Origin of the sequence: Flavobacterium cheonanense, from assembly GCF_039539185.1 — a bacterium.
GTDB classification, from domain to species: domain Bacteria; phylum Bacteroidota; class Bacteroidia; order Flavobacteriales; family Flavobacteriaceae; genus Flavobacterium; species Flavobacterium cheonanense.
On record NZ_BAABCT010000007.1, the window covers coordinates 115283 to 134167 of the forward strand.

Below are 18885 nucleotides of genomic sequence, written 5' to 3' on the forward strand. Positions count from 1 at the left end.
AAATTGTTTAGTTAAATAAAAAAGCTCCGAAAAATATTCGGAGCTTTTTATTTTGTACTAAAACTAAACTATTTTAAAAGTGCATCAAGTTGCTCTTGTAATTTAGGATTTGATGGTCGATCAGCATCAGCATTAACCACTTTTCCAGTTGGATCGATTAAAATAAATCTTGGAATAGAATTAATTCCAAATGCTTTAATAAAATCAGACATCCAGTTTTTATCTGCATACAATTGGATTCCACCAAGTTGTTTTTCAACTACAAACTTTTTCCACTTCTCATAATCTTTTTGCTCATCAACAGAAATACTTACAAAAGCAATTTTTTTATCGTGATATTTCTCTTCAATTTTTTTCAAAGATGGAATTTCTGCACGACAAGGTCCACACCAAGTAGCCCAAACATCAATGTAAACATATTTTCCTCTCAAGTCTTCTAGCTTGGTTTTTCCACCAGCGTGGTTTTCATAATCAAAAGATGGTGCTTGTGTGTTGTTTAATTTTTGTTGTTTTAATTTCTCTCCAAAATACATTTTCATTTGAAACATTTCTGTTTCCATTGCTTTTTTCTGAAGTGCAACAAAATTTGCATCCAATTTAGCAGCATCCAATTTAGCAATATCAGCTTTTTGCTTTTCTGTAATTTTAGCAGTAAATTCTTCCATAGTTTTAGCAGCAAAAAGACTTTCTGCATCAAACTTACTTTCACTCAATATTTTTTGAGCTAAATAATTATTCTCAGCCGCTCCTTTTCCAGAATATACAATTGACTCATCAAAATTCTGTGCATCCATTTTCATTTTTAAGTCAAAACCATTTTTCAAAAACAGTTCAGTATATTCAGCTCCATCAAACAATTGATACATTCCTTCTTTAATTTCAAATGACGAACTAAAATGTCCATCACCTTCTACTTTAATTTCTTTTACAATTATTCTATTGTTTTTGATAAAAAGTATATCGCCATTTCTGTGAGCAACATCAGCCTCAAACTTCATCATTGTTTCTTGAGCAAAGCTTATATTTGACATTACAAATGCAAATAAAAATAATCCTAATTTTTTCATATTATTAATTTTAATTTAAGTAGAATCAAATGTAATTAAATTTATTTATCGTAATTCATCATTAACAAAAATTTTCATGTTTAATTTCGGTTTAAGTTTTTTACTTTTGCAAAAATTTTATTCCAAATGTATAGAAGTCATAATTGTGGCGAGTTGAACGCCTCACATATTAATCAAGAAGTTACACTTGCTGGTTGGGTACAAAAATCAAGAGATAAGGGATTCATGAATTGGGTTGATTTACGCGACCGTTATGGAATTACACAATTATTATTTGATGAAAGCCGTTCTGAAAAATCAGTTTTCGAATTGGCTAAAACTCTTGGAAGAGAATTTGTAGTTCAAGTAAAAGGAACTGTAATTGAGCGTGAAGCCAAAAATAATAATATAGCAACAGGCGAAATTGAAATTCTTGTAAAAGAAATGACAATTCTAAATGCAGCATTAACGCCACCTTTCACTATTGAAGATGAAACCGACGGTGGTGAAGACATCAGAATGAAATACCGTTATTTGGATATTCGAAGAAATCCAGTTAAAAACAGTTTGTTATTCCGTCATAAAGTAGCACAAGCCGTTAGAAATTATCTTTCTGATTTGGATTTTTGTGAAGTTGAAACTCCTTATTTAATCAAATCAACTCCAGAAGGAGCAAGAGATTTCGTAGTTCCAAGTAGAATGAATGAAGGACAATTTTATGCTTTACCACAATCGCCACAAACGTTCAAACAACTTTTGATGGTTGGAGGAATGGATAAATATTTTCAAATTGTAAAATGTTTCCGTGACGAAGATTTACGTGCCGACAGACAACCTGAGTTTACACAAATCGATTGCGAAATGGCATTTGTGGAACAAGAAGATATTTTAAATGTATTTGAAGGATTAACTCGTCATTTACTAAAAGAAATTAAAGGCATTGAAGTAGAAAAATTCCCAAGAATTACTTACGATTACGCCATTAAAACTTATGGTAATGACAAACCTGATATTCGTTTTGACATGAAATTTGGAGAGTTAAACGAAGTAGCACAACACAAAGATTTTCCAGTTTTTAATGCAGCTGAATTAGTAGTTGGAATTGCAGCTCCAAATTGTGCAACTTATACTCGTAAAGAAATCGATGCTTTAATTGACTGGGTAAAACGTCCACAAGTTGGTGCTTCTGGAATGGTTTACGTAAAATGTGAAGCTGATGGGACTTACAAATCATCTGTAGATAAATTCTACGACCAAGAAGATTTGAAAAAATGGGCTGAAATTACTGGTGCCAAAGCTGGCGACATGATTTTTGTACTTTCTGGTCCAGCTGATAAAACTCGTGCTCAACTTTCTGCTTTAAGAATGGAATTAGCAACAAGATTAGGATTAAGAAATCCAGCCGAATTCGCTCCATTATGGGTTGTAGATTTTCCATTATTAGAATTAGACGAAGAATCTGGAAGATGGCATGCAATGCACCATCCATTTACTTCGCCAAAACCAGAAGACATGGAATTGTTATCAACAAATCCAGGAAAAGTTCGCGCAAATGCTTATGATATGGTTTTGAACGGAAACGAAATTGGTGGTGGTTCTATTAGAATTCACGATAAAGCAACCCAACAATTAATGTTCAAATATTTAGGATTTACTGAAGAAGAAGCTCGTAATCAGTTTGGTTTCTTGATGGATGCTTTCCAATTTGGAGCACCACCGCACGGAGGTTTAGCCTTTGGATTGGATAGATTAGTAGCAATTCTTGGCGGACAAGAAACGATTCGTGATTTTATCGCTTTCCCAAAAAACAATTCAGGAAGAGATGTTATGATTGATGCACCATCTGTAATTGATGACGCACAATTAAATGAATTACATATAAAAGTTGATTTGAAGTAATTTATATCAAATTCTCAAATAATTTAAAAGCAACTATTTAAAAATTTATAAATAGTTGCTTTTTTTATTGCAAAATTTAGAATTTTTCAAATATTACACTGAAAATCATTCAATTATAATTTTAAATTATTGTAAATTTTTTAAACTTTTATTTAATTTTTGTTTGCTATGTCATAAATAAGTATATCTTTGACCATTATTAATTTTTTTACATTACAAAATGCGCACAGGTACAGTTAAATTTTTCAATGAGTCTAAAGGTTACGGATTCATTACAGATGATGAAAATGGAAAAGACATTTTCGTTCACGCTACAGGTATTAAAGCTGAAAACTTAAACGAAGGAGACAAAGTTTCTTACGAAGAAGAAGAAGGAAGAAAAGGTAAAGTAGCTGCTCAAGTAGTAGTTATCGAAGACTAATATATATTATTTTTTGATTGCCTAAATGGTCAAACGCTCTGAAAATTTCAGAGCGTTTTTTTGTTTTTATGAATATTATTTAGAATAGGTTTAAATAAACAATTTTAACGGATAAATAACAAACGTTTATCTAATGATTTTTGAGAATTAAATAATGCAATGTATATTTGTGGCTATTTTACAAATACTAACTTTTAGAGACATGCAATCTACTCAAATTGATTATTTACCAATCTTAATGCAAGCTGGACTAGCAATAGGATTTGTTGTCGCAACAATTATTGGTTCTAGTTTCCTTGGACCAAAAAGACATTCTAAAAACAAAGATAAAAACTTCGAGTGCGGTATTGAATCCGTAGGAAATGCGCGTATTCCGTTTTCTGTAAAATATTTTCTTGTTGCAATTCTTTTCGTGCTTTTCGATGTAGAGGTAATTTTCTTATATCCTTGGGCAGTAAATTTTAGAGAATTAGGAGTGGATGGAATGATCAAAATGGTTATTTTCATGTTGTTACTTTTAGTTGGCTTCTTCTATATAATCAAGAAGAAAGCATTAGAGTGGGAATAGATTAATTACGAATTTTAAATTACGAATTATAAATGAGTGATTCTAAAACAAAAATGGTTGCTCCACCAGAAGGAGTAACAGGTGAAGGTTTCTTCGCTACTAAATTAAACGACGTTGTTGGATTAGCAAGAGCTAATTCTCTTTGGCCTTTACCATTTGCAACTTCTTGTTGTGGTATTGAGTTCATGGCTACAATGGCATCACATTACGATTTAGCGCGTTTTGGTTCAGAAAGAGTAAGTTTTTCTCCACGACAAGCCGATATGCTAATGGTAATGGGAACAATTTCTAAAAAAATGGCACCTATTTTACGCCAAGTTTACGAACAAATGTCTGAACCTCGTTGGGTGATTTCGGTTGGTGCTTGTGCATGCTCAGGTGGAGTTTTCGATACGTATTCTGTTTTACAAGGAATTGACAAAGTAATTCCAGTAGACGTTTATGTACCAGGTTGTCCTCCTAGACCAGAACAAATTGTTGATGGCGTAATGCAATTACAAGAATTAGTGAAGAATGAATCTGTTCGCAGAAGAAATTCTCCTGAATATAAAGAATTATTAGCTTCTTACAACCTATAATATGGCTTTAGAAACGGCATACATACAAGAAAAAATGACTCAAAAATTTGGAAACAAAGTTTTGAATTTTTCTATGAGTCGAGATGTTTTTTCATTCGAAGCTACTTCAGATGCTATCTACGAAGTAATTAGAACTTTAAAAACAGAAGAGGATTTAAATTTTCACTTCTTAACCGATTTATGTGGGGTTCACTATCCAGACAACGATGAAAATCATCAATTTGCAGTAGTTTATCATCTTCACAATTGGGTTGAAAATGTTAGAATAAGAATAACTACTTATCTTAATGGTGAAAATCCTGAAGTTCATTCAATGACCGATTTATTTCTTTGCACCAATTGGATGGAAAGAGAAACTTTCGATTTCTACGGAATCAATTTTGTTGGTCATCCACAATTGAAACGTATTTTGAATATGGATGAAATGGTTTCGCATCCAATGCGAAAAGAATTCCCAATGGAAGATAGCGGTAGAACAGATAAAGATGACCGTTTCTTTGGAAGAACGGCACAAAAAATATAAAACAAAATAAATAATTCAACATTATAAAATGTCAGACTTATTATTATTACCAGAGCATCGATATGCCAAAGTTATTGAACAAACTCGCAACGAAGACGGTAGCGAACTTTCAATATTAAATCTTGGTCCAACGCATCCAGCAACACATGGTATTTTTCAAAATATCTTGCTTATGGATGGTGAAAAAATTCTTGATGCAGAACCAACCATTGGATACATTCATCGTGCTTTTGAAAAAATTGCAGAAAATCGTCCGTTTTATCAAGTAAACGTTTTAACAGACAGAATGAACTACTGTTCTTCTCCTATTAACAATATGGCTTGGTGGATGACCGTCGAAAAATTACTAGAAATTGAAGTTCCAAAACGTGCTCAATATTTAAGAGTTATCGTAATGGAATTAGCTCGTATAACAGATCACTTAATCTGTAATTCGATTCTTGGAGTTGATACTGGAGCTTATACTGGTTTCCTTTATGTATTCCAATTTAGAGAAAAAGTTTACGAAATCTACGAAGAAATTTGTGGAGCTCGTCTTACAACAAATATGGGTAGAATCGGTGGTTTCGAAAGAGATTGGTCTGAAGCTGCCTTCAAAAAATTAGACACTTTTTTAACTGATTTTCCAGTTGCTTGGAAAGAATTTGAAAACCTTTTCGAAAGAAACAGAATTTTCATCGATAGAACTGTGAATGTCGGACCAATTACTGCTGAAAAAGCAATGCAATATGGTTTAACTGGACCTAATTTACGTGCTGCTGGAATTGATTATGACGTTAGAAAAGCACAACCTTATTCTTCTTATGAAGATTTTGAATTTGATGTTCCTGTAGGAAAATCAGGTGATACTTACGACAGATTTTGTGTTCGTAATGCCGAAGTTTGGGAAAGTTTAAGCATCATCAAACAAGCCTTAGCTAAATTACCGGAAGGACCAATCCACGCTGATGTTCCTGATTATTACTTACCTCCAAAAGAAGATGTTTACCATAACATGGAAAGCTTAATTTATCACTTTAAAATTGTGATGGGTGAAGTTCCAGTTCCAGTGGGAGAAATTTATCATCCTGTAGAAGGCGGAAACGGAGAATTAGGATTTTATTTAATAACTGACGGAAGTAGAACTCCATACAGATTACACTTTAGAAGACCTTGCTTTATTTATTACCAAGCTTACACTGAAATGATTAAAGGCGGAATGTTATCAGATGCCATCGTAATATTATCAAGTTTAAATGTAATTGCTGGAGAATTAGACGCATAAGAAGAAAGATTGCAGAATGCAGATTTTAGATTATAGATTCAAATATCTAAAATCTAAAATTTAATATCTAAAATTAGAAATGGAAAGATCACATATCAAACAAGAGATAAACATAACTGAATCATTGATGAACCGTATCAATGAACTAATCGGTCATTATCCTGAAGGTAAACAAAAATCGGCTTTACTTCCAGTTTTGCACGAAGTTCAAGATGCTCACGACAATTGGTTGAGTATTGAATTGCAAAACAAAGTTGCTGAAATTTTACAAATCCAAAATATTGAAGTGTACGAAGTAGTAACTTTTTACACAATGTTCAACCAACGTCCAATTGGAAAATACATGTTTGAATTCTGTCAAACTTCTCCTTGTTGCCAAAACGGTGTAGAAGATTTGATGGATTACACTTGTTCGAAATTGGGTGTAAAAGTTGGCGAACCAACAGCTGATGGTTTATTTGAAGTTCGCGGAGTTGAATGTCTTGGTGCTTGTGGATATGCGCCAATGATGCAATTGGGTGATTTCTACCAAGAGCATTTAACAAAAGAAAAAATCGATCAGTTAGTGTCTGATTGTAAAGACGGAAAAATCACTTTACACGATAAATAGTATCATGGGAAGAAAAATATTATTAGACAAAATAAACGTTCCGGGAATTAAAACTTATGAAGTATATCGTCGTGAAGGCGGTTACGCATCAGTAGAAAAAGCCTTGAAGAAAATGACTCCAGATGAAGTTGTTGAAGAAGTAAAAACTTCTGGACTTCGTGGTCGTGGTGGTGCAGGATTTCCAGCTGGAATGAAATGGAGTTTTATCGATAAAAAATCGGGAAATCCAAGACATTTAGTTTGTAATGCTGACGAATCAGAACCAGGGACTTTCAAAGACCGTTACTTAATGGAGTACATTCCTCACCTATTAATTGAAGGAATGATTACCTCAAGTTATGCGCTTGGAGCAAACTTATCATACATCTACATTCGTGGAGAATACATGTGGGTTTACAAAATTTTAGAAAGAGCCATCGCTGAAGCAAAAGCTGCTGGTTGGTTGGGTAAAAATATACTAGGTTCAGGCTACGATTTAGAACTTTTTGTTCAAATCGGTGGTGGAGCTTACATCTGCGGAGAAGAAACTGCATTAATTGAAAGTTTAGAAGGAAATCGTGGAAATCCAAGATTGAAACCACCATTTCCAGCTGTTAAAGGTCTTTGGCAAAATCCAACCGTAGTAAATAATGTAGAAACAATTGCTGCTGTGCCTTGGATTGTAAATAATTCGGGTACTGACTATGCTGCAATCGGAATTGGTCGTTCAACTGGAACCAAATTAATTTCAGCATCTGGAAATATTAAAAATCAAGGTGTTTTCGAAATTGAATTGGGTGTTTCTGTTTACGAATTCATGAATTCTGATGAATATTGTGGCGGAATGCAAACCGATAGACCATTAAAAGCATTAGTTCCTGGAGGAAGTTCGGTGCCAATTTTACCAGCCAATTTAATTTACAAAACTGCTGCTGGTGAAGACCGATTAATGACTTACGAAAGTCTATCAGACGGTGGATTCGCAACTGGTTCTATGTTAGGTTCTGGAGGATTTATTGTTTATGATGATAGAGCTTGTATCGTTCGTAATACTTGGAATTTTTCAAGATTTTACCACCATGAATCTTGCGGTCAATGTACGCCATGCCGTGAAGGAACTGGTTGGCTAGAAAAAGTTTTATGGAGAATAGAAAACGGACAAGGACGTGAAGAAGACATAGAATTATTGTGGAGTATTCAATCTAAAATTGAAGGAAATACGATTTGTCCACTAGGTGATGCGGCTTCATGGCCAGTTGCTGCAGCAATTCGTCATTTTAGAGATGAATTTGAATACCATATTCGTTTCCCAGAAAAAGTTAAAAATAGAGATCATTTTGTAAATGAGCCATTTGAAAAAGTGAAACATTTAGTAGCAAAACAAGAAATATAATTTAAAAGTACGAAGTTAGAAGTTGGAAGTACGAAGTGGAAACACTTAAACTTTTAAACTTTTAAACTTTTAAACAAATTTACAATGAAAGTAACCATAGACGGTCAAGAAATAGAAGTAGAAGCAGGAACAACTATCCTGCAAGCTGCTCGTATGATTGGTGGAGAATCCGTTCCGCCAGCCATGTGTTATTATTCTAAACTAAAAGGAACTGGTGGAAAATGCCGTTGTTGTTTAGTTGACGTTACCAAAGGTAGTGAAGCCGATCCAAGACCAATGCCAAAATTAGTAGCATCTTGTGTTACTGGTTGTCAAGACGGAATGGAAGTAGCTAGCAAATCTTCTGAAAGAGTAACCGAAGCTAGAAAAGCAGTAACCGAATTCCTTTTGATAAATCACCCATTAGATTGTCCGGTTTGTGATCAAGCAGGAGAATGTGATTTGCAAAATTTATCATTCGAACACGGAAAATCGGAAACTCGTTTCATTGAAGAAAAAAGAACTTTTGAGCCAGAAAATATTGGTCCATACATTCAATTACACATGAACCGTTGCATTGTTTGTCAACGTTGTGTAGAAGTTGCAGATCAATTAACTGACGGAAGAGTTCACGGAGTTTTAAATCGTGGTGATCATTCACAAATTTCAACTTGTGTTTCTGCTGCCATTGACAACGAATTCTCTGGAAACATGATTGACGTTTGTCCAGTTGGTGCATTAACAGATAAAACTTTCAGATTCAAATCTAGAGTTTGGTTCAACAAACCATTCAACGCTCACAGAGAATGTACAACTCCAGGTTGTTGCGGAAAAACAACACTTTGGATGTTTGGAAACGAAATTCAAAGAGTTACAGCTAGAAAAGACGAATACCATGAGGTAGAAGATTTTATCTGTAACACCTGTCGTTTTGACAAAAAAGAAGTTTCTGACTGGGTAATTGAAGGTCCAAGAAGATTTGAAAAAGACTCTGTTATCAATCAAAACAATTATACACGTAAAATGGATAAAGTGGTGATTGAAACAGAAAAAGGAATATTAATGGGAAGAGATATTGACCGTAAAAAAATCAGTATGTCCGAAATTGATTATAACGAGAAAATTGACGGTAACAAAATAGATACAAAATAATGGATAGTGCATTTATAATAGAAAAAAGTATCTTTATTGTTGTGATATTTGCAGTCACAATGGTTATGGCAATGTATTCAACTTGGGCAGAACGTAAAGTTGCAGCCTATCTTCAAGACAGAGTTGGACCAAACCGTGCTGGTTGGGGTGGATTATTACAACCTCTTGCCGATGGAATGAAACTTTTTGCCAAAGAAGAATTTGAACCAAATACTAAAAATAGATTTTTATTTTTTGTTGGTCCAGCGGTAGCAATGAGTACGGCATTGATGACCAGTGCTGTAATTCCTTGGGGTGATAGATTAGAGATTTTTGGAAGAACTGTAATTCTTCAAGCAACCGATACAGACAGTGCAATTTTATACATTTTTGCTGTTGTTTCACTAGGTGTTTATGGAATTATGATTGGAGGTTGGGCTTCTAACAATAAGTTCTCTTTGATGGGAGCAGTTCGTGCTGCATCACAAATGGTTTCGTATGAAATTGCAATGGGTTTATCTATAATAGCTTTATTGATGATGACAGGAACATTGAGTTTAAAAGAAATCTCTGTTCAACAACACGGAATGCATTGGAATGTATTCTATCAACCGTTGTCATTCTTAATCTTTTTGATTTGTGCTTTTGCAGAAACTAACAGAACGCCATTCGATTTGGCAGAATGCGAATCAGAATTAATTGGTGGTTATCATACCGAATATTCTTCCATGAAAATGGGATTCTATTTATTTGCTGAATATGCTAATATGTTTATTTCGGCAACAATAATTTCTGTTCTATTCTTTGGTGGATACAATTATCCAGGAATGAGTTGGGCTATAGAAAATTGGGGTGTAAATATTGGAAATGTCATTGGAATTTTTGCTTTGTTTGCCAAATTATGTTTCTTCATCTTTTTCTTTATGTGGATTAGATGGACAATACCAAGATTTAGATACGATCAATTGATGAATTTAGGATGGAGAATATTAATTCCACTATCTATTGTCAATATTATTATAACAGGAATTTGCATTCTAGCTTTTAAATAAGAAAAGAAATTATGTCAACATCGATACAAAGTATATCATTATCAGGTAAGAAAAAACAAGTTTCTAATAAAGAAATGACTTTTCTTGAAAGAATGTACCTGATAGCAATTTTTAAAGGTTTATGGATTACAATTAAACACTTTTTTAAGAAAAAAGCAACGATTCATTATCCAGAACAAGTTCGTGAATTTAGTCCTGTTTATCGTGGTCAGCACATGTTGAAACGCGACGAACAAGGAAGAGAAAATTGTACAGCCTGTGGTTTGTGTGCGCTTTCATGTCCAGCAGAAGCAATTACCATGAAAGCCGAAGAACGTAAAAAAGGAGAAGAACATTTGTACAGAGAAGAAAAATACGCTTCAATCTACGAAATCAATATGTTGCGTTGCATTTTCTGCGGATTGTGTGAAGAAGCTTGTCCAAAAGACGCAATTTACCTTACAATTTCTAAAGAATTAGTTCCAGCACAATACAATAGAGAAGATTTTATTTTCGGAAAAGATAAATTAGTGATGCCACTAGAAATGGCTATGGCAAATACTAAAAAACTTAATTAATTATGTCACCGATACTTATCATATTTTACGTTTTAGCTGCTATCACATTAGCAACAGCGTTTTTGACCATATACAGCAAAAATCCTATTCATAGTGCTATTTATTTGGTGTTATGTTTCTTTTCAATTGCTGGACACTATTTATTATTTAATGCGCAATTCCTTGCCATAGTTCATGTAATAGTTTATTCTGGTGCCATTATGATTCTATTCTTATTCACCATCATGTTAATGAATTTGAATAAAGAAGATGAAGTTCACAAACCAAGAATTACTAGACTTGGTGCCATAACAACATTTATTTTATTGAGTACAGCATTAGTTTTAATATTTATGTACTCAAAACCTTTCGTTGGTGATTATCCTACAACTGGTGAAGATTTTCAATCCATAAAAAAATTAGGAACTGTTTTATTGGATGACAAAGAAGGATTTATGGTTCCATTTGAATTTGCTTCTATCCTACTTTTAGTGGCAATGATTGGAGCTGTTTTATTATCAAAAAAAGAAAAACCAACTAAATAATCATGGAGAATATTTTAAATCAAATTGGTATTGAAAATTACATTTTCCTTTCTGTTCTTCTATTTTGTATAGGAGTCTTTGGAGTATTGTACAGAAGAAATGCCATCATTGTTTTTATGTCAATAGAAATTATGTTGAACGCAGTAAACTTACTATTTGTTGCCTTTTCAACGTATTGGCAAGATTCAAAAGGAGAAGTTTTTGTATTCTTTTCAATGGCTGTTGCTGCTGCAGAAGTTGCTGTAGGTTTAGCGATTTTAGTTGCTGTTTTCCGAAATATTGGTTCGGTAGATATATCAAATTTAAAAAACTTAAAAGGATAATCCCTAATGGAGAATAGTTTAGTTTTACTCTTATTATTAACCCCATTTGTTGGGTTCTTATTCAATGTTTTCTTCGGAAAGAAAGCAGGAAAAAACATTTCAGGTGCCATTGGAACAATAGCAGTTGTTGTCTCTTTTGCAATGAGTGTTTATTTCTTCATGCAATTAAATACTTCAGGCAAAGCAATTCCAGTTATTAAATTATTTGATTGGATTCAATTAGGAAATCTGAAAATTGATTTTGGAATTTTATTAGACCAATTATCATTATTGTGGTTGTTATTTGTAACAGGAATTGGTTCTTTGATTCATTTATACTCTATCAGCTACATGCACGATGATGAAAATATGCACAAGTTTTTTGCGTATTTGAATTTATTCGTATTCTTCATGATAACATTAGTAGTTGGAAGCAACTTATTAGTAATGTTTATCGGATGGGAAGGCGTTGGTCTTTGTTCTTATTTACTTATCGGATTTTGGTATAAAAACCAAGATTACAACGATGCTGCAAAGAAAGCTTTCATCATGAATAGAATTGGTGATTTAGGTTTCTTGATTGGGATATTTATTTTGGCAAATTTATTCTCTACAGTTGATTTTGTTCAATTAAAACAAATAGTTACTGGTATTAGTCAGATGCCTTATCCAAATTCATTTTGGTTACAAATTTCAATTGCTACTTTATGTTTATTTATAGGAGCAACAGGAAAATCTGCACAATTACCACTTTACACATGGTTACCAGATGCGATGGCCGGACCAACTCCAGTTTCGGCATTAATTCACGCTGCAACGATGGTAACTGCTGGTATTTTCATGATTACAAGAATGAATTTCTTATTTGATTTAACTCATGATATACAAAATGTAATTGCAGTAGTTGGAGCGATAACTGCATTAGTAGCAGCATCAATAGGATTACTTCAAAACGATATTAAAAAAGTATTAGCTTATTCAACAGTTTCTCAATTAGGATTAATGTTTTTAGCTTTAGGAATGGGTGCATATACTGTAGCTGTATTCCATGTTATAACTCATGCTTTCTTTAAAGCTTGTTTATTCTTAGGTTCTGGGTCTGTAATTCATGCTTTGCATGGCGAACAAGATATGCGTAAAATGGGAGGTTTACGAAAAGTAATGCCAATCACTTTTGCAACAATGTTAATTTCAACATTGGCTATTGCAGGTATATTTCCTTTCGCAGGATTTTGGTCAAAAGATGAAATTTTAATGGTAGCTTTTGAACATAATAAAGTACTTTGGATTGTTGGTTCTATTGCATCAATCATGACAGCATTCTATATGTTCCGATTAATGTACTTAACATTCTTCAGAGAATTTAGAGGAACAGAAGAGCAAAAACATCATTTACACGAAAGTCCGAGTTTAATAACTTTGCCACTTATCATACTTGCTGCATTAGCTACTGTTGGTGGATTAATAAATTTACCTGGAAGCAATTGGTTAAATCATTTCTTAGAACCAATTTTGACAACAAAACATGAACATCATGCTCTTGGAAGTCAAGAATATATGTTGATGGCTATTGCCTTGACAGGAGCAATTATTGGAATTGTTTGGGCGTATTCTAAATACATCAAACAAGGATTTGTTCCAAAAGAAGATTCAGAAATTTCAGGTTTCTCAAAAACCATTTATAACAAATATTATGTTGATGAATTTTACACTTCATTAATAGTAAAACCCTTGAATGGACTTTCAAATTTCTTTAGAACAACTTTAGAACCTGCATTAGGAAAAGTAGTTTACGGATTTGGAACCGTTGCAAATGGAATTGGTAATCAAGGAAAAAAATTACAAACTGGAAGTATCGGATTGTATTTATTTGCATTCGTAATAGGACTTTTAGCCATAGTTAGTTATTTATTTTTAGCTCAATAATTTAAAACAAAATGAACGTATCACTTATATTAATACTACTCTTAGTTGGTGCCATTGCAACCTTCCTTTCTGGAGATAAATTCGCTTCAAAAGTGGCTTTATTATTTAGTTTGGCTGCTTTAGTATGCTCTTCAATATTAGTAAATCAATTTTTGGGCGGAATAAACATTAGCTTATCAAATCCTTGGATTTTACAACCTAATGTATCCTTTGCACTTAAAGCCGATGGATTATCATTAGCAATGGTGCTTTTAACAACTTCATTGCTTCCATTAATTGTATTATCTTCTTTCGGAAATAATTTCAACAATTCTAAAAACTTCTATGGATTAGTTTTATTCATGGCATTTGCGATGGTTGGAACTTTCTTAGCAAGCGATGGATTATTATATTATATCTTTTGGGAACTTGCTTTAATTCCAATATACTTTATAGCATTAGTTTGGGGTAATGGCGATACTGAAGAACGTAAAAAAGCCGTAGTTAAATTCTTCATTTATACTTTAGGTGGTTCCTTATTTATGTTAATAGCATTTGCTTATTTATATACTAAAGCCGGAAGTTTCCTATTAGAAGATTTAACAAAATTAGATTTATCTACAACCGAACAAACTTGGATTTCCTTAGCCTTCTTTTTAGCTTATGCTATTAAAATTCCTATCATACCTTTCCATACTTGGCAAGCAAAAGTTTATCAAAAAGCACCAACCGTTGGAACAATGCTTTTGTCTGGAATTATGCTAAAAATGGGATTATATAGTGTAATTCGTTGGCAATTACCAATAGCTCCGTTAGCTGCTAAAACTTACATGCCAGTTTTAATTGGTTTAAGTATTGCTGGAGTTATTTATGGTTCTATAGTGGCATTACGTCAAAAAGATTTGAAAAAATTACTAGCATACTCTTCTCTTGCTCACGTAGGATTAATTGCTGCTGGTTGTTATACTTTAACAGCAGATGGTTTAAGCGGAGCTGTTTCTCAAATGATTGCTCACGGATTTGTAATAGTTGGATTATTCTTTGCTGCTGAAGTAATTTTTAGAAGATTTGAAACCTACAAAATTGATGAAATGGGTGGTGTTCGTTCGCAAGCATCAAAATTCACTTCTATGTTTATGATTTTGGTTTTAGCATCTGTTGCTTTGCCAGGAACATTCAACTTTATTGGAGAGTTTACCGTTTTGTATAGTTTATCTCAAGTAAACATTTGGTATGCAGTTCTTGGTGGAACAACCATAATATTAGGAGCTTATTACATGTTAAAAATGTTCCAAAATGTAATGTTAGGAGAAACAAATACTAAATTATTTGCAGACGTTACAACAACCGAAATAATTGTCTTTGTGATAATAATTGCCTTTTTACTTTTCTACGGATTATATCCAAAACCAATTGTAGATTTGGTAATGCCAAGCATAAAAGAAACTCTAATTCAAATTAATAGATAGTTTGATTTAGGAATTAGGAATTTAGATTTAGGATTCTTAGAATACGTAGAGCACACAAGTAATGACTAAAGAAGAATTAAAAGCAAGAACGAAAAAATTTGCTGTTGATACGTTTAAGTTTTTAATGGAAATTGAAAAAAACAAAGCTGTTGATGTAATTTCGTTTCAACTTTTTAAATCTTCATCATCTGTTGCAGCAAATTATAGAGCAGTATGTAGAGGAAAATCAGATGCTGATTTTTTAAACAAATTAAAAGTTGTTGATGAAGAAGCTGACGAAAGTTTGTTTTGGTTAGAATTTTTAAAAGAATTAGAAATTAAATACAATTCTGTCGAATTAGAAAGATTAATAAAAGAAGCCGATGAATTGGTGTCAATTTTTTCAGCTGGAATAAAAACAATTAAATCAAGAAATAATAAAAATTAAGATTTAATGGTGTTGGATAAAATCCTAAATCATTAAATCCTAAACCCTTAATAAAAAATGAATACATTAATAGCAATATCAGGTTTAGGCGTTTTCTGTCTTATAGCTGAAATCTTTAATTTTAGAAAAGCAATTGTACCTGTAGTTATCTTAGGTCTATTAGCAATACTAGGCACAACACTTAATATTTGGTCATTTGGAGAATTGTTAAACAGTCAATATACCAATATGATTGTTGCTGATAAATTTTCTAATGCTTTTTCATCATTATTCATTGTTCTTACTATATTTTTAGTAGCCATGAGCCATGATGTTTACAAAGATCATGAAACAAAAATTTCTGACTTTATAGCAATAAAAATTTTCCTTTTAGCAGGTGCTGTTGCGATGGTTTCTTTCTCTAACCTATCTATGTACTTTTTAGGAATTGAAACATTATCAATAGCGCTTTACATTCTTGCAGGAAGTAGCAGATTGGATATAAAAAGCAATGAAGCTGGAATGAAATATTTCTTAATGGGCTCGTTTGCATCTGGATTTATTCTATTTGGTATCTGTTTGATTTATGGAGCTATGGGAAGTTTTGATGTTACAGAGATTAGCGAAATGTCGCGCTCAGCAGAATTACCAATTTGGTTTCCAATAGGAATTTCGTTATTGACTGTAGGTATGTTATTCAAAATTGCTGCTGTACCATTTCATTTTTGGGCTCCAGATGTTTATGAAGGTGCGCCTTCAATTGTAACAGCTACAATGAGTACTTTAGCAAAAGTTGTGGCTTTTGCAACATTATATAAATTATTGGCTACTATGAATGCTGATATCTCTTCGGCATACCAAAACATCATTATAATAGTTTCAATTGCTTCTATGACTGTTGGAAATATTATGGCTTTACGTCAAAATAATGTGAAACGTATGTTGGCGTTTTCAGGTATTTCTCATGCTGGTTTTATGATGATGACTTTATTGAGTCTATCTAATTCATCTGGGAACTTACTTTATTATACGGTTGCTTATGCTTTAGCAGGAATTGCTTCCTTTGCAGTGATCATAAATGTTACAAAAAATAAAGACAACGAAGATATTTTAAACTTCAACGGACTTGGAAAAACCAATCCAGTGATGGCAGCAGTTTTAACAGCGTCACTTTTATCAATGGCTGGAATCCCAATTTTCTCTGGATTTTTTGCTAAATTCATGTTGTTTACACAAACCATTCAAGCCGGATTCCTAATCGTTGTTATTGCTGGTGTTATTAATTCTATTATCAGTGTTGGATATTATTTCAAACTAATTTTAGCAATGTATACTAAAGAACCAAGCGAAGAAAAACAAAGTACTCCATTCGTATACTATGCAGTTGGAATAGTTTCAATTGTATTAAATATCATTATCGGATTGTATCCATCTTTAGTTACAGATTTAATCAAATAGGAAGACTATTTTTAAAATACTCAAAACCATCAAAAGCAATTTTGGTGGTTTTTTATTTATCAACAATCGAACTATTTAACAATTGTGAAATTCAATTATTGACTAAATTTACAACATGTATGCTTTAGTCGATTGTAACAATTTTTATGCCTCGTGCGAACGTGTTTTCCAACCTCAATATAATGGAAAACCAGTTGTTATTTTGTCTAATAATGACGGTTGCGTTATTTCTAGAAGTAACGAAGCTAAAGAAGTTGGTGTTCCAATGGGTGCACCTGAATTTAAAATTCGTGAACTTCTGAAAGAGAAAAATGTTAAAGTCTTCTCTTCTAATTATCCTTTATATGGTGACTTGAGTAATCGTGTGATGAAAACTTTAGAAGCGTTTACTCCAAATCTAGAAATTTACAGCATTGATGAAGCGTTTTTAAACTTTGACGGAATGTCGATTTCTGATTATCATGATTATGGAATTCAGATGAAAAAACGTGTACAAAAATGGGTTGGAATTCCAGTTTGTGTTGGATTTGCTCCAACTAAAGCACTTTCAAAAGTAGCCAATAGAATTGCAAAAAAGTTTCAAGACAGAACACAAGGAATTTATGTAATTGATAGCGAAGAAAAACGTATCAAAGCCATAAAATGGACTAAAATTGAGGACGTTTGGGGAATTGGCCGCAGATTAACAAAGAAAATGATGTCGCACAATATTCTAACGGCTTATGATTTTACAAAACCTCAACACGAAGCTTGGATTAGAAAAGAAATGGGCGTTATTGGTATGCGCTTAAAATATGAATTGGAAGGAAAATCGGTTTTAGATTTAGAACCTATTCGGGAACAGAAGAAAAGTATTGCTACTACTAGAAGTTTTCCGAAACAGATTTCAGAATTTGATGACTTACGAGAACGAGTAGCAACATTTTCTGCGATTTGTGCCGAAAAATTGCGCAAACAAAAATCATGTTGTCAAACGATAATTGTAATGCTAGTCATTGATAAACACAAGTATGAATCTCAAAAATATTATTTCAACAAAGCGATTACTTTACCTTATTCAACTAATTCCACTTTAACAATTTCAAACGTTGCAATATCCATGCTGAAAGATTTATACAAAGGCAATGAAGGTATCAAATTCAAAAAAGCTGGTGTTATCGTTACCGAGTTAATTGATGAAGATAAAAAACAGCTTCAATTATTTGAAGAAGAAAATCCAAAACATTTAGCTATTATGAAAGCAATGGATTTTTTGAATGCTAAAATTGGAGATCGAAAAGTAAAATTAGGAACACAAAATTTGAATCTAACTTGGAATATGAAACAAAATCATTTGTCACCAAGGTACACCACAAGATTTAACGAAATACTAGAAATAAGATGTCAATAGAAAAAAAGTCTTCTTTAACTTTTTATCGTCCAGATTTTGAAAGCGAACTAAAAATACCTTACATAAAAGAAGGTGTTTCGGCAGGGTTCCCATCACCTGCAACCGATTTTATGGAAAGTGGCATCGACTTGAATAAAGAATTATGTAAAAATCCGCTATCTACATTTTACATAAAAGTCAATGGGAATTCTATGATAAATGCTGGAATAAACAACAAAGATATTTTAGTTGTTGATCGAAGTTTAGAACCTCAAAATAACAAAATAGCAGTTTGCTTCATCGATGGTGAATTTACCGTAAAGCGAATTAAAGCAGAAAATGATTGCCTGTATTTAATGCCTGAAAATAAAAATTACCAACCCATTAAAGTAACTGACGAAAACGAGTTGAAAATTTGGGGAATCGTTACTTATGTGATAAAAAATTTATAA

20 protein-coding genes are annotated in these 18885 nt (G+C 32.7%); 19 read left to right on the forward strand and 1 reads right to left on the reverse strand.

Annotated elements, in window-relative coordinates:
• Positions 1-68 precede the first annotated feature (68 nt).
• On the reverse strand, positions 69-1067 hold the full coding sequence (locus ABD766_RS12695) for a TlpA family protein disulfide reductase (RefSeq protein WP_344817028.1): 999 nt from the start codon (positions 1065-1067) through the stop codon (positions 69-71).
• 126 nt (positions 1068-1193) lie between these two features.
• Here ABD766_RS12695 and aspS point away from each other — a divergent pair, with 126 nt between their 5' ends.
• From aspS to ABD766_RS12790, 19 genes are all read left to right on the forward strand, one after another.
• Positions 1194-2945 carry an aspartate--tRNA ligase gene (gene aspS / locus ABD766_RS12700; RefSeq protein WP_344817029.1) on the forward strand — a complete coding sequence of 584 codons (1752 nt, stop codon included), beginning with the start codon at positions 1194-1196 and terminating at the stop codon, positions 2943-2945.
• A gap of 220 nt (positions 2946-3165) precedes the next feature.
• Positions 3166-3366 carry a cold-shock protein gene (locus tag ABD766_RS12705; RefSeq protein WP_298116537.1) on the forward strand — a complete coding sequence of 67 codons (201 nt, stop codon included), beginning with the start codon at positions 3166-3168 and terminating at the stop codon, positions 3364-3366.
• Between the two features lie 202 nt (positions 3367-3568).
• On the forward strand, positions 3569-3934 hold the full coding sequence (locus ABD766_RS12710; protein WP_298303847.1) for an NADH-quinone oxidoreductase subunit A: 366 nt from the start codon (positions 3569-3571) through the stop codon (positions 3932-3934).
• 32 nt (positions 3935-3966) lie between these two features.
• The gene (locus ABD766_RS12715; RefSeq protein WP_298116535.1) at positions 3967-4512 is read left to right on the forward strand and encodes an NADH-quinone oxidoreductase subunit B; all 546 of its coding nucleotides are present in this window, start codon (positions 3967-3969) and stop codon (positions 4510-4512) included.
• A gap of 1 nt (position 4513) precedes the next feature.
• On the forward strand, positions 4514-5035 hold the full coding sequence (locus tag ABD766_RS12720) for an NADH-quinone oxidoreductase subunit C (RefSeq protein ID WP_344817030.1): 522 nt from the start codon (positions 4514-4516) through the stop codon (positions 5033-5035).
• A gap of 28 nt (positions 5036-5063) precedes the next feature.
• Complete coding sequence (nuoD, locus tag ABD766_RS12725; RefSeq protein WP_344817031.1) at positions 5064-6299, forward strand: NADH dehydrogenase (quinone) subunit D; 1236 nt, start codon at positions 5064-5066, stop codon at positions 6297-6299.
• A 79-nt stretch (positions 6300-6378) separates the two neighbouring features.
• Positions 6379-6909 carry a complex I 24 kDa subunit family protein gene (locus ABD766_RS12730; RefSeq protein ID WP_344817032.1) on the forward strand — a complete coding sequence of 177 codons (531 nt, stop codon included), beginning with the start codon at positions 6379-6381 and terminating at the stop codon, positions 6907-6909.
• 4 nt (positions 6910-6913) lie between these two features.
• On the forward strand, positions 6914-8281 hold the full coding sequence (gene nuoF, locus ABD766_RS12735) for an NADH-quinone oxidoreductase subunit NuoF (RefSeq protein WP_344817033.1): 1368 nt from the start codon (positions 6914-6916) through the stop codon (positions 8279-8281).
• 84 nt (positions 8282-8365) lie between these two features.
• On the forward strand, positions 8366-9412 hold the full coding sequence (locus ABD766_RS12740; RefSeq protein ID WP_344817034.1) for an NADH-quinone oxidoreductase subunit G: 1047 nt from the start codon (positions 8366-8368) through the stop codon (positions 9410-9412).
• Positions 9412-10443, forward strand: coding sequence for an NADH-quinone oxidoreductase subunit NuoH (gene nuoH / locus ABD766_RS12745; RefSeq protein ID WP_298303833.1), 1032 nt, complete (start codon positions 9412-9414; stop codon positions 10441-10443). The genes ABD766_RS12740 and nuoH overlap by 1 nt, the downstream gene beginning before the upstream one ends.
• Before the next feature lie 11 nt (positions 10444-10454).
• Positions 10455-11000, forward strand: a complete 546-nt coding sequence (locus ABD766_RS12750; RefSeq protein ID WP_298303831.1) for a NuoI/complex I 23 kDa subunit family protein — start codon at positions 10455-10457, stop codon at positions 10998-11000.
• A 2-nt stretch (positions 11001-11002) separates the two neighbouring features.
• Positions 11003-11524, forward strand: a complete 522-nt coding sequence (locus ABD766_RS12755) for an NADH-quinone oxidoreductase subunit J family protein (RefSeq protein WP_298303829.1) — start codon at positions 11003-11005, stop codon at positions 11522-11524.
• A gap of 2 nt (positions 11525-11526) precedes the next feature.
• Complete coding sequence (gene nuoK, locus ABD766_RS12760) at positions 11527-11847, forward strand: NADH-quinone oxidoreductase subunit NuoK (protein WP_298303827.1); 321 nt, start codon at positions 11527-11529, stop codon at positions 11845-11847.
• A 6-nt stretch (positions 11848-11853) separates the two neighbouring features.
• Entirely contained in the window at positions 11854-13752 is a 1899-nt protein-coding gene (gene nuoL / locus ABD766_RS12765; RefSeq protein ID WP_344817035.1) for an NADH-quinone oxidoreductase subunit L, read from the forward strand.
• An 11-nt stretch (positions 13753-13763) separates the two neighbouring features.
• On the forward strand, positions 13764-15200 hold the full coding sequence (locus ABD766_RS12770) for a complex I subunit 4 family protein (protein ID WP_344817036.1): 1437 nt from the start codon (positions 13764-13766) through the stop codon (positions 15198-15200).
• Positions 15201-15261: 61 nt separating this feature from the next.
• Positions 15262-15627, forward strand: coding sequence for a four helix bundle protein (locus ABD766_RS12775; protein ID WP_344817038.1), 366 nt, complete (start codon positions 15262-15264; stop codon positions 15625-15627).
• A gap of 57 nt (positions 15628-15684) precedes the next feature.
• Positions 15685-17064, forward strand: a complete 1380-nt coding sequence (locus ABD766_RS12780) for an NADH-quinone oxidoreductase subunit N (RefSeq protein ID WP_344817039.1) — start codon at positions 15685-15687, stop codon at positions 17062-17064.
• Between the two features lie 115 nt (positions 17065-17179).
• A complete protein-coding gene (locus ABD766_RS12785) occupies positions 17180-18454 on the forward strand; it encodes a Y-family DNA polymerase (protein WP_344817040.1) in 1275 nt (424 codons plus the stop codon).
• A complete protein-coding gene (locus ABD766_RS12790; protein WP_344817041.1) occupies positions 18445-18885 on the forward strand; it encodes a LexA family protein in 441 nt (146 codons plus the stop codon). The genes ABD766_RS12785 and ABD766_RS12790 overlap by 10 nt, the downstream gene beginning before the upstream one ends.